This is a genomic window from Clostridium sp. KLE 1755 (genome assembly GCF_000466465.2).
Classification (GTDB): Bacteria; Bacillota; Clostridia; order Lachnospirales; family Lachnospiraceae; genus Eisenbergiella; species Eisenbergiella porci.
Genome location: NZ_KE992640.1, coordinates 15,367 through 29,916, shown reverse-complemented (window position 1 = coordinate 29,916; position 14,550 = coordinate 15,367). Strand labels below are relative to the sequence as shown.

General features: G+C 49.5%; 12 protein-coding genes and 1 pseudogene. 6 read left to right on the top strand and 7 right to left on the bottom strand.

The features are described from left to right. On the top strand, window positions 1–838 hold an 838-nt coding region (locus HMPREF1548_RS00330), incomplete at its 5' end, for a M42 family metallopeptidase (protein ID WP_021633608.1). 27 nt (window positions 839–865) lie between these two features. Beyond that, the gene (locus tag HMPREF1548_RS00325) at window positions 866–1,264 is read left to right on the top strand and encodes a hypothetical protein (RefSeq protein ID WP_021633607.1); all 399 of its coding nucleotides are present in this window, start codon (window positions 866–868) and stop codon (window positions 1,262–1,264) included. 162 nt (window positions 1,265–1,426) lie between these two features. Here HMPREF1548_RS00325 and HMPREF1548_RS00320 read toward each other — a convergent pair whose 3' ends face one another. From HMPREF1548_RS00320 to HMPREF1548_RS00310, 3 genes are all read right to left on the bottom strand, one after another. Next, window positions 1,427–1,684: a hypothetical protein gene (locus HMPREF1548_RS00320; protein WP_021633606.1), complete on the bottom strand. Its 258-nt coding sequence runs from the start codon at window positions 1,682–1,684 to the stop codon at window positions 1,427–1,429. A 7-nt stretch (window positions 1,685–1,691) separates the two neighbouring features. Then, window positions 1,692–2,426 (bottom strand): hypothetical protein, encoded by a 735-nt coding sequence (locus HMPREF1548_RS00315; RefSeq protein WP_021633605.1) that lies wholly within the window; start codon window positions 2,424–2,426, stop codon window positions 1,692–1,694. 226 nt (window positions 2,427–2,652) lie between these two features. Next, complete coding sequence (locus HMPREF1548_RS00310; RefSeq protein WP_035320375.1) at window positions 2,653–5,613, bottom strand: glycoside hydrolase family 2 TIM barrel-domain containing protein; 2,961 nt, start codon at window positions 5,611–5,613, stop codon at window positions 2,653–2,655. Window positions 5,614–5,843: 230 nt separating this feature from the next. Between HMPREF1548_RS00310 and HMPREF1548_RS00305 the strand changes: the two genes are divergently transcribed. From HMPREF1548_RS00305 to HMPREF1548_RS00290, 4 genes and pseudogenes are all read left to right on the top strand, one after another. Then, window positions 5,844–7,046: a class I SAM-dependent rRNA methyltransferase gene (locus tag HMPREF1548_RS00305; RefSeq protein WP_021633602.1), complete on the top strand. Its 1,203-nt coding sequence runs from the start codon at window positions 5,844–5,846 to the stop codon at window positions 7,044–7,046. Window positions 7,047–7,122: 76 nt separating this feature from the next. Then, window positions 7,123–8,061 (top strand): DNA glycosylase, encoded by a 939-nt coding sequence (locus HMPREF1548_RS00300; RefSeq protein WP_021633601.1) that lies wholly within the window; start codon window positions 7,123–7,125, stop codon window positions 8,059–8,061. Between the two features lie 126 nt (window positions 8,062–8,187). Then, the gene (locus HMPREF1548_RS00295; protein WP_021633600.1) at window positions 8,188–8,628 is read left to right on the top strand and encodes an Lrp/AsnC family transcriptional regulator; all 441 of its coding nucleotides are present in this window, start codon (window positions 8,188–8,190) and stop codon (window positions 8,626–8,628) included. Between the two features lie 26 nt (window positions 8,629–8,654). Then, a pseudogene (locus tag HMPREF1548_RS00290) lies at window positions 8,655–9,065 on the top strand (SdpI family protein). Between the two features lie 175 nt (window positions 9,066–9,240). Here HMPREF1548_RS00290 and HMPREF1548_RS00285 read toward each other — a convergent pair. From HMPREF1548_RS00285 to HMPREF1548_RS00270, 4 genes are all read right to left on the bottom strand, one after another. Next, a complete protein-coding gene (locus tag HMPREF1548_RS00285; RefSeq protein ID WP_021633597.1) occupies window positions 9,241–9,969 on the bottom strand; it encodes a DNA alkylation repair protein in 729 nt (242 codons plus the stop codon). Next, window positions 9,941–10,444, bottom strand: a complete 504-nt coding sequence (locus tag HMPREF1548_RS00280) for a gamma carbonic anhydrase family protein (RefSeq protein ID WP_021633596.1) — start codon at window positions 10,442–10,444, stop codon at window positions 9,941–9,943. Before HMPREF1548_RS00280 ends, HMPREF1548_RS00285 begins: the two co-directional genes overlap by 29 nt. Window positions 10,445–10,608: 164 nt before the next feature. After that, window positions 10,609–13,089 carry a beta-mannosidase gene (locus HMPREF1548_RS00275; RefSeq protein ID WP_021633595.1) on the bottom strand — a complete coding sequence of 827 codons (2,481 nt, stop codon included), beginning with the start codon at window positions 13,087–13,089 and terminating at the stop codon, window positions 10,609–10,611. Window positions 13,090–13,133: 44 nt separating this feature from the next. Then, the gene (locus tag HMPREF1548_RS00270; protein WP_157065604.1) at window positions 13,134–14,447 is read right to left on the bottom strand and encodes a YyaL domain-containing protein; all 1,314 of its coding nucleotides are present in this window, start codon (window positions 14,445–14,447) and stop codon (window positions 13,134–13,136) included. Window positions 14,448–14,550: the final 103 nt, after the last annotated feature.

Sequence of the window (14,550 nt, the reverse complement as noted above, 5' to 3'; positions counted from 1 at the left end):
TGTCATCCAGAAGGCGGTGGAGCTGGGGGCTATGGTGGCTGAGGTATCTTCAACGGGAAGGCTGCATCTTACTCCTGTCGGGGGAATGAATGCGAATAATGCGGAGGCTGAAAACTGCCGGGTGATTACGCGCGGCGGAAAGGTTTATACAGGGACGTTTCAGCTGAAAAATGCTTCAATTCATGTGAATGATAATTATAATGAGGTTAAGAGAAGCTATGGGGAGATGGAGGTGCTTCTGGATGAAATCATCCGCAGCAAGGAGGATGTGCTGGCTTTGGGGATCATGCCGGGGGATTTCGTTTGTTTTGAGCCGAGGACAGTGGTGACGGAATCCGGGTTCATTAAGAGCCGTTTTCTGGATGACAAGCTGAGTACGGGAATTCTTCTTGGGTTTGCAAAATATCTGAAGGATGAGGGTATCAGGCCTGCACGGACGATTTATCAGCATATTACAGTGTTTGAAGAGGTGGGTCACGGTGGCTGCGCTTCTATCCCGGCGGATGTGACTGAGGTTCTTTCTGTGGATATGGGCTGCGTGGGCGATGGCCTTGGGTGTGATGAGTGCCAGGTTTCTATCTGTGCGAAGGACAGCAGGGGGCCTTATCATTATGATGTGGTAAGCGGTTTAATCGATGCTGCAAAAAGGGCGGAGGCTGATTTCGCGGTGGATGTATATCCTCATTATGGATCGGATGCGGATGCGGCGCTGACTGCGGGTTATGATGTGCGTCATGGGCTGATCGGGCCTGGTGTCTATGCTTCTCATGGCTATGAGCGCAGCCATAAAAAGGGCGTGGAGAATACGTTTAAGCTGCTGAAGGCTTATCTGGCCTGATAGTCCGGGCTGTGAGGGAGGATTTTTATGGATTACCTGCAAAAGATAATACCTGTTACCGCTTTGTTTCTGATTATTTTGTTTATTCTGATCCTGATTGTGCGCAGGCTGTCCTACAGGCGTACTTCCCATTGTAAGTGTCCGGCCTGCGGGCAGGAATTTAAGCCTTCACTGATGCAGCTGATTTTTTCAGTAGGCGGAAAGGGCGGGCAGATATTGTATTGTCCTAACTGCGGGGAGAAAAATTATCTGGAGAGGATTCCGGATGAGGAGGATTCCAACGGGGATGAGGAGGTTTCCGGCAGGGATGAAGAGGATTCCGACAAGGATGCGGAGGTTTCCGGCAGGGATGAAGGGGATTCCGACAAGGATGCGGAGGTTTCCAGCGGGGATGAAGGGGATTCCGGCAGGAATGAGAAAGAGTAGTTCATGCCCGGCCTGGATACTGAGCGAAGATATGGGCCGTGACACGGCGCTGTACATTAAGAAAGAATGCTGTTCAGCTATGAGCAGCATTCTTTCTTTAACAGTTTTTATAACTGTACTGCGGTTTCTTTCTTACTTAAAAATATTCTGCAGCAGTAAGTTTTATTTTCCCGCATTCATCATTTCGTTGATTTCGTCTATGATTTGCTGGCCGCCGGTAGAATTAAATTCTTCTACATACTCATCGAAGAAATCAATGTCTTCTTCCCCTGTGATGATCTTAATATAGGAGTCCAGCGTGTAGGTTTTCAGATCCGTCAGATACTCATCCGCTGCTTCGGTAGGCGGTACGAGTACGTCGCTGTAGCCGGTGTTCTTGTATTTTTCCGCAAACTTGTTGTCAACAGGATTGGTCTTCATCTGGAACTCAGGGTATTTCAGGTGTGCATAGCAGCACAGCAGCATAAAATACAGGCCGGTAGGTAATCCCATTTGCTCCAATCCACCAGACATGTACGCGGAACCGATCCACACAGATGGGATGTGCATCGGTATGGTTATTGCGCAGGGGCAGCTGCCAGCATTGAAAAATAACCCGCAGCAGTACTTCCATGGCTTCTGTCACAAGGGGAGCCTGTTTTTCCGGATGTTCCTGGGCATCCATGAAATCCGGATAAAGGGCAAAGCACATGCTGACCGATGTTTTAGGCAGGTAAAAGAGGGACTTATGAAAACGGCATATGCCCTTATCTTCCCTCTCTATTTCCATCCGTCCGTATTTTATAATTGCTTTCAGGACGGTTTCCTTACGTTCCCCGCTCTCCCAGGGAATTCCCTTTCTCCAGTGGTGCCTTTCCGTAATGCAGGCAAGCCTGGCAAAGGCCTCCAATATACTTTCCGTGCTACCGGGCAGGTCACTGAAACTTCCGTCTTCTTCCAGGTATCTGCAGTATTCTTCCTCCGGAAGGAGATCCCCTTCCCTGTAGTTTTCTTCATCGTAGTTCCCCTGGGCTGCTTTTGCCAGCAGCTGCCTGAGGATTTTCTTTTTTTCCTCTCGTTCCTTTTCCGTAGTCACCGGAAGCTTATCCATACATTCCGGGCATTTCCCTGCTCCCTCATAATATTCCTTTTTCATGATTCTTTCCGTTAAGTAATTGCGCATATGATTGCCCTCCAGCTTTTCATGTGGACCGGCAGTTACTCCGCCGCTCCCTGCGGTTTTAACATAAACCCTGTAATTTTAATATAGTAAAAGAGGCTGTTTTTTTACAGGGTAAATAATATGCTTTGCCCGTTAAAATGTTGTCCGGTTTTTCCAGCAAAAAAGGATGCCGCCCTGATCGGGCAGCATCCCTGCGCATTTACCTTATTTATTCAGCATTTCTTCCTTATTCAAAGCAGTACAGCATCTCCCAGACAAACTCTTCCTCGTCAAAACGGTACTGGGGAAGGAGCTGGGGCCCACAGGAGTTGGATCCTACGCCGCTCTGCTTATAGTCTGTGCACACCACAACGCAGCCTGCTTTTTCCAGCTCATAGTTGTGCTTCTTCGTGGCAAGCTCTTCTATGGTGTACTCGGATGCGTTGAAGGAAAAGGGCTTTCTGCCCCTGGCGGTGAGATTTCCCACCTTCACGGTAAAGCAGTTGTAGTGGCTGCCGTTTTCCTGGGGACGCACATAGTCACGGTGGAGCTCAGGCACGGTGGTATGGAAAACGTCCATATAGCTTGCCTGATGCTTGTCGCAGTAGCTTTCATGAGGGCCGTATCCGAAGTAGGCCACCTCCTGCTGCTTTTCGGGAATACAGAATTTCAGGCCGAACCTGGGAAGGAACGGGAAGGCGATATCCCTCTTTCCATCCACCGTAACCCTGATTTCCCCGTCGCCGTTTACGGTCCATACGGCATGCAGTCTCAGGAAGGGCTGGATGAACACCGCTGCTATGGAGAAATCACAGGTAATGGTAACAATCCCCTGTCTCAGCTTCGCTTCGCAGCCATATACCTTGACCACGCTTCTGTCATAGCCGGCTTCCTTCCATACATTTACAATGTTTCTGTCATTGTCCGTGGGAGCCCGGTAAACATTCCATTCCACAGGCGCTGTGACAAGGGCTTCCCCGTGGCGCTCCAGTTTAATGAAATTCCCTTCTTTTTTCCCGAATTCGTAGTGAAGGAATTCGTTGCCAAGGCAGAAAGCTTCCGGCGTTTCCGTCAGGGTAAGCGGTTCTCCCTTATTTTCAAAAGCCGGCTCTTTTTCCTTCTCCTCGGAAAGTGCGAACTGGTCAAAGCCCATTTCATGGCCCACCTGGGTCAGCTTATCCTTGGCCTTCTGGTAGTAAGTGAGCTTCAGATAGCAGCGCTCCTCTGTCTTTGCCGGAAGCTTCAGGGTAATGTCCATAAAGCCGTGAGGCTCCGCTTCCAGTTCATCCAGAATGCCTTCTTCCATCAGGACGCCGTTTTTCTTGATTTCATAGCGCAGATAGATATAATCCTTCAGGTTCCTGAAATCCAGCTTGTTGTGCAGGCGGATAATGCCTTTCTTCCTGTCTGTAAGCTCGGCGCGGATAGGGCGGATGGCATTTTTCCACTCGTAAAGCCCTTCATGAGGCCGCCTGTCCGGATATACCAGGCCGTCCATGCAGAAGTTGCCGTCATGGGGGAATTCTCCCGCATCTCCGCCGTAGTGGAACATTTCCTTTCCGTTCTCCGCCCTGCCCTCATAGGTGGCGTGGTCGCACCACTCCCAGACAAAGCCGCCGCAGAAGCCGTCATATTTATATATCTGCTGCATATAGTCTTCGATATCCCCGGGGCCGTTGCCCATGGCGTGGATGAACTCGCACTGAACAAAGGGCTTCTTTTCTCCCGGCTGTGCAAAATATTCGTCAATCATCTGGGTAGAGGCGTACATATGGCTCTCCACATCCAGCATGGATTCATCCTTTTTGTGTCCTGCAGGTTCAAAATGGACGCTTTCATAGTGAAGCAGCCTGGTGGGATCATAATTTTTCACCCAGCGTCCTGCTTCTTCAAAATTGGTTCCGTAGCCCGACTCATTGCCAAGCGACCAGAAAATCACGCTGCTGCAGTTCTTATCCCGGATCACATTGCGCTGCACCCTATCCATAACGGAAGCCTTAAACCGAGGATCTTCGGCAAAATAGCTGAACGTGCCCTCCGTGCTTCCGCCGTACACCGTTGCGCCGCCATGGGATTCCATATCCGCTTCCGCTATCAGATAAAAACCGTATTCGCTGCACAGCTGGGGAAACCAGGGAGCGTTGGGGTAATGGCTGGTACGGATGGCGTTGATATTGGCCTCCTTCATGATACGCAGGTCAAACATGGCGTCCACGCGGGATACCACTGCGCCGGTATAAGGGCTGCTGTCATGGCGGTTGACGCCTTTGAACTTCACCGGGCGTTCATTAATGAGCACCACGCCGTCTTTTATGGAAATGGTACGGATGCCTACCTTCTGAACCAGGATTTCTTCCGGGGTCCTGAGCTTGAGCGTATATTGATAAGGCTCCTCCGCATTCCACAGAACCGGATCCTTCACGGAAAAAGCGGCGCTGCCGTCCTTTGCTTCGCATTCTCCAAGAAGCGTATCCTTATCCCACAGCTCGCAGATTACCTGAGGCTCTCCCACGACACTGTCCAGCTTCACTTCCACCCGGGCCGTATTCCCCGCAAAGTCCACAGGCGTTGTCACCGTGAAGTCCCTTACGTATTCCTTCGGGCGGAAAATCAGGTGCACATCCCGGAATATTCCGGACATACGGAACTTATCCTGATCCTCAAGATAGCTGCCGTCACACCATTTCAGCACAAGGACCGCCAGCTTGTTCATGCCGGTTTTGGTTTTACCGGTGATGTTGAATTCGCTGGGGCTGTGGGAAACCTGGCTGTAGCCCACAAATTTCCCGTTAATCCACACGTAAAAGCAGGAATCCACGCCTTCAAAATAAAGGAACTGTTCCTCCTTCGCCTCACTGCGGCTGATGTCAAAATATTTGATATAAGCGCCACAGGGATTATTGTCGGGAACATAGGGCGGATCAAAAGGGAAGGGATACCGGACGTTGGTATACTGCTTCTGATCGAAGCCCAGCATCTGCCAGCAGGAAGGCACTTCTATCCTGCCGAACTGTTCTTCGTCGAAATCCTTCCTTTGGAACTCCGGTACGGCCTCCACACAGGGAAAGTAACCGAATTTCCAGTCAATGCCGCTTAAATTGCGGGCATTTTCCTTTTCCTGCAGGTCCAGGGGCATGTAGAAGCATCTGTTCTCCTCCGTCCCCACATGCAGTGTTTCAGCGTTCTCATAGAATTTTTCCAGAATCATAAGCTCTCCTCCGAAACCAGGCTTCTGCCGGTCATTGAATGCTTGGCTTTCCTGCGTTCCGTTTCCTCTATTTGGACTTTTCATTGCTACTGTAAATTATAAAGAAAATATGTTACACTTACAATACAAAACGGAAGAAATAGTGAAATAATTGTTACAGTTGAGGCAGGTCTGCGCATTTACTGCGCAAACCGTGAGAAAACGCGGCGGCAACAGGAATGTGAGGTAGTATGTACGATACTCTGGTTACATTGAAAAAAGGAGCTGGCAGGACTTTAAAGGCCGGCGGCATGTGGGTTTATGATAATGAAATAGAAAGCATTGCAGGGGATTTTGAAAACGGCGATATCGTAACCGTACACGATTTCGACGGTTTTTTTCTGGGGATTGGCTTTATTAATACCAGGTCAAAGCTTACGGTAAGGCTTCTTTCCCGGAAAAAGGGAACGGTCATTGATGATGCGTTTCTGGAAAAAAGAGTGCAAAATGCCTGGGATTACCGGAAACAGACGGTGGATACCGGCTGCTGCAGACTGATTTTCGGGGAGGCGGACTGGCTTCCGGGCCTGGTGGTGGACAAGTTTTCGGACTGCCTGGTGGTGGAATCCCTGGCTCTTGGCATCGACCGGCTCAAGCCTGCAATCCTGGACGCGATCTGCCGGGTGCTGAAAAAGGACGGCATTGAAATACGCGGCATTTATGAGCGCAGCGACGCCAAGGTACGGCTTCAGGAGGGAATGGAGCGTTATAAGGGCTTTATCAGCGAACCCTTTGATACGAAGGTGGAAATTGAAGAAAACGGCGTTAAATATATTGTGGATGTGGAGGATGGCCAGAAGACCGGCTTTTTCCTGGATCAGAAATACAACCGGGCCGCTGTCCAGCGTCTCTGTAAAGGGAAAAAGGTTCTGGACTGTTTTACGCATACCGGTTCCTTTGCATTGAACGCAGGAATCGCCGGCGCGGACAGCGTGCTTGGCGTGGACGCCTCTCAGACCGGAGTGCTGCAGGCGGAGGAAAATGCCCGCCTGAACCATCTGGAGGATCGGGTGAAATTCCAGTGTGCGGACGTGTTTGAGCTGCTGCCGCAGCTGGAGGAAAAGGGCGAGAAGTTCGATGTGGTGATTCTGGATCCTCCCGCTTTTACCAAATCCAGAAATTCGATCAAGAATGCGGTAAAAGGATACCGCGAAATTAACCTGCGGGGAATGAAGCTGGTGGAGGACGGAGGTTTTCTTGTGACCTGTTCCTGTTCTCATTTCATGGAACCGGAGCTTTTTGCCAAGACCATCCGGGAGGCGGCTCATGGGGCGCACAAGAGGCTGCGGCAGGTGGAGTTCCGTACCCAGTGCTGTGATCATCCGATTTTGTGGGCGGCGGACGAATCCTATTATCTGAAATTTTATATTTTCCAGGTGTGTGAGGAGCTGTAAAGGCGCTGACGGGGCGGTAAAATATACCGGCTCAATGTGCAGGCGGCGGGCCTGCTGACGGAGGAATTTACTTAAGATGTATCAGACGATTCTGAAGGACTTTGATATACGGATGCTGATGGATTCCGGGCAGGTATTCCGGATCGCCCCGTGCGGGGAGGACTGTTATACGGTGACGGCAGGAGATCATTTCGTATGCCTGCGCTGTGCCGGGCATCAGGATGCGGACTGTGGGAAAGATGAGGCTTTTGTGGAATTTTCCTGCACTGAGGAGGAATTTCTGTCCTTCTGGCATAATTATTTTGATTTGTCCCTGGATTACGGCGCCATAAAGGAAACGGTTGATCCGGAGGATGCATTTTTACAGGCGGCTGTTGCTTATGGAAGCGGTATCCGTATTCTGCGGCAGGATCTCTGGGAAACGATAATCAGCTTTCTGATATCACAGAATAATAATATAACACGGATACGAAGGAGCATTGAAGCGCTCTGCGCTAAATTCGGGGAGAAGCTGGATACGGGCGGGCATTCGCTGTCATTTCCGGAGGACAGGCCTTTTACCGGGGCTTCCTTTTATTCCTTTCCCACGCCTGAGGCCATTGCCGCCGGCGGATTGGATGGGCTGCAGGAGCTGGGGCTGGGTTACCGGGATAAATATATCCTGGCCATGGCAAAACGCTGCAGCGGCGCGCCCGGACAGGAATTCCTGGCTTCCCTGGAGCAGGCGGATTATGATGGGGCGCAGGCAATCCTGATGGGAGAATTCGGCATCGGACGTAAGGTGGCTGACTGTATCTGTCTGTACGGCCTCCACCATATCGGCGCTTTTCCTGTGGATACCCATGTGAAACAGATTCTGGCTTCTTTTTATCCGGACGGATTTCCCTTCCGCCGTTACGAGGGGTTTGCCGGGATAATACAGCAGTATATGTTCTATTACAAGCTTTCCCTCCCCGCTTCCGCCGCCGGTAAGAAAACGGGAAAACCAAAAAATGCAAAGAAGAAGGCCGGATAAAAAGCAGCCTGGAAATACAGAGTCCGCTCATTCCGGACAATCCCTGACATCATAACAGTCCTGACGGGGCTGAACCGTTACCCGATATCAGTCATATGCCCGGCGTGGCGGGCAGATAGGAGCCTAATGGATAACACCGATAACATCATACTTTCCATATTAAAGGAGAACAGCCGGGCAAGCGCCTCCGAAATCAGCAAGCAGGTAAACCTTTCCGTTCCCGCTGTTACGGAACGCATCCGTAAGCTGGAGCTGTCCGGCGTCATCGAAAAATATACTGTCCGCGCCAATCCCTATGCACTGGGGTATAATCTGCTGGCCTTTGTTATTGTTAAGGTGGACTGTTCGGAGAATCTGGAAGCCTTTCAGGATGCCATTGCCGGCCTTCCTCAGGTACTGGAATGCCACCATACCGCAGGGCCGGGTGACTATCTTCTGAAGGTGCTTTTCCGGGATATGCAGGATATGGAGAATTTTCTTTCACGCACGCTGAAGGATATCAGGGGCGTAGCTGATACCAACACAATCATCTGTCTTTCCACCTTGAAGGAGGAAATCACAGTATAGCAGAATATGGCTGAGAAAGGTATTCTATGGGTTTCTGGATTTTTATGCTGGTTATGAATCTGCTGATTCCGGCAACTATGGCCGGGTTCGGAAGGGCTTTTCTGAAAAAAGCCCCAGGAAAGATTAATTATGCCTTCGGCTACAGGACAAGCATGTCTATGAAAAATAAGGATACCTAGGATTATGCGCATAAATTCTGCGGCAGGCTGTGGTATACCGCCGGACTGGTTATGCTGCCTGTGACTTTTATTGCAATGCTCTTCGTATTGGGGAAGGATGAGGATGCCGTGGGAAGCTTTGGGGGAATTATCTGCTTTATTCAGATGATCCCTTTGGTTGGGAGTATTATTCCAACGGAAATTGCGCTGAGGAAGCATTTTGATAAAAACGGGATAAGAAAAGAGGCGGGTGCCGGCGAATATGCCGGCAAGAGCTGAACAGAATTGGTGTTCATTGAAAATTCTTAAAAACAGTAACCGGATATGTGCCCGGGAACATGAAATATACGCTGCGGAGTACGCTTTCAGGCTCCAGGCAGGCTTTTCTTTCATGCTTCCGGGCTTTTCTGTGGGCTTTTCTGCAGCCTTTTCTATAGGCTTCTCTATGGCATTTTTACAGCCTTTTCATGGCGCGGATTCTTTTTTTCGTCTCTTTGTCCACACTGAGGGATTCTGTGATTTTCTGAAGGGACTTATTATAAGTGAAATCATCCAGCCGGCAGCGGCCCAGATAGCTTTCCGTTTTTTCGGGGAACTTAACATAGCACATGGAAACGGCCCAGGCAACCGCCATTTTTACGTAATAGCCCTCATGGCTGATACCGTCGAAAATGGGGAACAGCCTGTCGATATATTCCGGCGTAATATAGTAGTCCAGGAGCATCACTATGGCAAAGCGCACGGTGAACTCCTCACCGGATAGGATGCAGGGCTGCAGGAAGTCCCAGAACTCTGCGGGGTTCTCCCCGGCCGCCTTGAGGGTGATGCAGAAGCTGTCGCATACAGACCAGTTGTTTATTTTGGGAAGGAAGGCGGCGATCTGTTCCAGAATATCGGGAAGCGGCGCTTTGGCATAGCCGATGATGAAGCCCTGAAGCATGATTTCCTCAAAGCTGTCCTGGGTGCACCGGGCGAGGTTTTCCAGCCAGTTTTCTTTTGCCAGCTTCCGGGCTATCTTACGCAGGGCAGGAAGGCGGACGCCGAGTATGTGCTCCGTTCCCGGAAGGAGGGAGGATGAAAAGTCCCTGTAGGCAGGTTCTGCCAGCAGGGACAACTGTTCCTTTATATCTGTGATATCGTTGCTGTGGGCGGTATTATTCTTTTTCCCGGAAGAAGACGGCATATTCTTTTCCCTCGCTGCTGTAGATTTCCGCATTGCGGCGGTTGTTTTCCACTTCCCGGTCCATGACCTGCCTTTTTACGGCGGCCGGGCTTCCCATTGCCATGGAATTATCCGGAATTATGGTGTTCTGGGTTACCAGCGCTCCTGCGCCGATGATACAGTTCTTTCCGATGGATGCGCCGTTTAAGATAATGGCTCCCATGCCGATCAGGGTATTATCTCCGATGCTGCAGCCATGAATTATGGCTCCGTGGCCTATTGTGACACCGGTCCCGATCCGCACCGGATGTCCGGCATCCACATGTATGACGGCATTATCCTGTATGTTACTGCCGCGGCCGATACGGATGCTCTCCGCCTCTGCACGCACAACGGCGTGAAACCATATGCTGCATTCCTCTTCTATCTGTACGTCGCCCAATATTACGGCATCCGGCGCTGTAAATACATTTTCTGCTATTTCCGGGGTTTTCATGGCATAATTTCCTTTGTGGTGGGTGGGTTATTGTTATTATGTAACATAATGTTTTGTTGCCTTTACAGCTACATTATGCCATTCCACGTCAGGAGCGTCAATTGGTATTTCGTGTCTGTTTGTGTTCATTTTGTGACGGGGTTACTATATGCCATGTAACCGTCTTACCGGATATCATATACGCTGCGTACCTGCAAATTTTCCGGTTCTCCTTCCAATACTCTGATGGAACGGCATCCGGGATTCATATCAAAATAGTTATCCTCCAGAAGCAGCGTATCATCCCCATTCTTTATTTCCATGCTTTTGGCAAAGGATGAGGCATAAATCTTTAAAATCCCTTCCTCTGCCATCTCCACACGCAAATGAGGATCCGTAAAGTGGAAATGCTTGGGCGCACAGAACAAAACACTTCCGGCTGAAACGATTTCCCCATCCACTGTCATTTCATAGGATACATATTCTTCATGTATCCTGGCCTCCGGTAACTCTGTCTTTTGGAACCAGCAGCTGGATAATGCCGGTATCACAGCTTTTTCCCGGTATTCTCTAATACATGTGCCATCCGCATGCCGGAGCTGCCATCCAATTTCCGCAGCCTGATCCTGCGTCGTTTCATTAGATGCACAGAGCGTCACAGATTTACGCAATGTAAAGGGCTCCGCATTTACATTGGTATTCTGTGTAAGCGTTCCTTCCTCCTCACAGGAAATAAGAAGAGGAGCGAAAAAACGTTTTGCATAATATTGCACAGCCTTCCATCTGCCTTCATAATCGATCATGGACCAGCTCGCCGTAGGCCAGCAGTCATTCAGCTGCCATATCAGCGTTCCCATACAGCGGCCTCTGTGTCTTCGGAAATGCTCCACTCCATAACGCATGGCCTCCGCCTGCAAAAGCTGGGAGGCATACAGAAGTGTGCCAAAATCCGCCGGATACAGATAGGTCTGTCCCAGATAGTTCATAATTTTTCCGTTTGCCGACTGGTTGCGCTGATGCTTCTCCATTACATAAGAGAATATATTCCTGTCCTCAGGCAGTGTAAAGGTTTCCACTGTTTTCAGGGCAGGGAAAGACTGAAAACCAAACTCCGAAAGATATCGGAAATAAAACTTTCTGAACTCCGTAATAGGTTTGTCACCGTGCCAAACATCCCAGTAATGCACATCGCCCCTGTTTTCATCATTGGGCGCATCAAAACCGCCGCCCGAGGAAGGGCTGGCAGGCCAGTAAAATGTCTGTGGATCGTATTTTTCCAGCACCTTTGGAATGATATATTCGTACATTTTAAAATAATCACTCAGCTGCCCCGGCTTTTTACACCAGCCGGATACATTTTCGGCAAGAAACATCTCCATTTCATTGTTTCCGCACCACAGTCCCAGACAGGCATGGTGACGGATTCTTTTGATATTGTCAATAAACTCCGCCGTAATGCTTTCTTCAAATGCTTTTGTCAAGTCATAAGTACAGCAGGCGAACATAAAATCCTGCCACACCAGCAGACCCAGTTCATCACAGATATCATAAAAAGCATCGTCCGGATAATACCCGCCTCCCCAGACACGGATACAGTTAAAATGAGCGTCCCTCGCCTGTGTCAGAAGACGTCTGGTCCGTTCCGGAGTCACTCTTGGCAAGACATTGTCCTCAGGAATATAATCCGCTCCCATGGCAAAAATACATACGCCGTTTACCTCATGGGCAAAGCTTTCTCCCCATTCATCCTTTTTCCGTGCTACCGTCGCCGTACGCAGCCCGATACGGCGATCCCACACATCAAGAAGCTGCTGCCCCCGGAATAATTCCAGGCGGATTCTGTACAAAGGCTGCTCTCCGTACCCGTTCGGCCACCATAGTTTGGGATTTTCCACAAGAATCTGAGCAGGACTGTTATCGTATGTCTGTGCCGTCCCCTCAGGATCCGTAATGGTTACCCGGTAACAATACTGCTCGGAATCACCATCAGAGGAACCGGGTGAAAAAGGGATCTCCCCAAAGGCGCGTACCGCCTCCGCCTGTATAGACAATGTAACACAATTCTTTTCGTGCTTCTGCGTAATATATACATTATCAATTCTTGCATCCTGGATTCCCAGAAGCTTTACATTCCTGAAAATTCCTGCATCAGGCAGTCTGGGGCCCCAGTCCCACCCGAACATGCAGTGTGCTTTTCTCAGCCGGGAGCAGCCGCGCATGGCATCCGAACAGTCTGAGGAAGCGGGATCCTGTTCATAGGAATCATAAATGTAGTTCACGGGGGAAAAGAGTATAATACGCAGCAGATTGCCTTGTTTTTTCACCGTATCAGTAACATTAAATTCCCAAATACGGTGCATATTATCCGTTTTTCCCAGATGCTTTCCATTCAGGGAAATATCCCCCAGGGTATCAATCCCGTCAAAATGAAGCAGTATTTCATCTGATGCCAGCAGTTCGTCACTCACCTCAAATTCAGTAATGAATTCAAAGTCCTCCTTCAAAAGCTCCAGCGCCTTTTCTTCATTATCCCGGTAAAAAGGATCTTCCATTTTTCCATGGGCAAGATACGTCTGATACACGCTGCCGGGAACTGTAGTCTCCAGAAATTCCCGTTCAGTAAGGCTTTTCATCTTCCAGTTTTTATCCAGTATTTCCTCTGTCATAAGCTTTCTCCGTTTCTTTTTCGTACTGGCCAGCGCCTTTACAGCTACTCTTTTTCTTCCTCCGCAAGCAGATCCATAATAGCCTCCAGTACATTCGCCGTGGCCCAGAGGTTAAAGGAAAACCAGGAGCTGTAGGGGCGGCCATCGCTGTAGCGTTCTGTCACCAGCCCATCGCTGGGGCAAAATCTTTCCGAAGTTATTCCGTATTGCCCATATCCGCTCTTTTCCGGATACAATTCAAGATTCTGCATCATCCAGGCCGTACTGTCATCGGCACGCATTTTGTGATATTCATCTCCTGTTGCCGCCGCCAGATACCGCAGGTCACCGTCGATGATAACTCCCATGGGATGAATGTGAGGATTGGAAATACTTGTTATGGAACCGCCGCATGAATTCCAGCCATCCTTCAGCGGATCATTTTCCGGCCTTGAAGCATACCCGTACCGCCATAAATATTCATAGCAGGCTCCGGCTTCCAGATGCTCCAGATATTTTTTCTCACCAGTTGTTTCATATAACAGACGGGTTCCTCTGACGAATGCAAGATTCCCCTCTTCATCCACAGCCTTCCAGGTATCCATTGGTGTTCCGTAGCAATTCAAATCCAACACATATTTTGAGTAAAATGTTTCCGCTTTTCTGGCAGAATCCAGATACTTTTCTTCACCGGTCAGGCGATATGCATAAACCATACAGGGGAGGAACCAGCAGCCTGCAAATCCATCCCAATCCAGCACCTTTTTCTCATTATGGCTATAGGTGTAGCCATAATTTCCGTCTTCTCTCTGAAGCGCAATTATAGTATCCAGTACCTTTAAGCATACCGACAGCCAATGCTCAGGGTATGCTTCTCCCCTGTTATGTAAAAACTCTGCCGTTTTAAGCATTTCATGAACCGCTTTGCCGTTATTATACGCGCAGTGGCAATCTTCTGCAATATGATACCAAATCCACCAGCCATTAACCAGGGAACCGCTCTCATCCACAGGAGCCACGAGATCATTCAGCAATCCGGATTCTTCATGGAAAGCATCTGCGATCTGGTCAAATAACTCCCAGCCGTTCCTGGCCTTTTTAAAATAATTTTCCGGCAGTCCAAGCAGCTTTTCTCCCATAATAAACGGGCATGCCAGCTCCGCGATTCCCGTCCATCCTATTTCATAAACCGGACGCCATGCCTTTAAATCAGGCTTTTGTGGAGGACAGCAGGACATGTCTGTATAGGCCTGCCATTCGTCATTCCAGTTCAGATCAATGCAGGAGCGTATGATGGCGGCGCCTGCCTCCTGAAGGCTTTTTTTATACTCAGCCCTGCTGTGCAGCTTTGTATACTCCATGCGGACTATGTCATGCATGGCCATCCTTCCCTTTCCTTCCAGTAAATAAATGAGTCCTTCCGCTTTGGCAACAGCAACCCATGGCTTGTTTATTATCCATATCAGCCAATTAAAAGATATT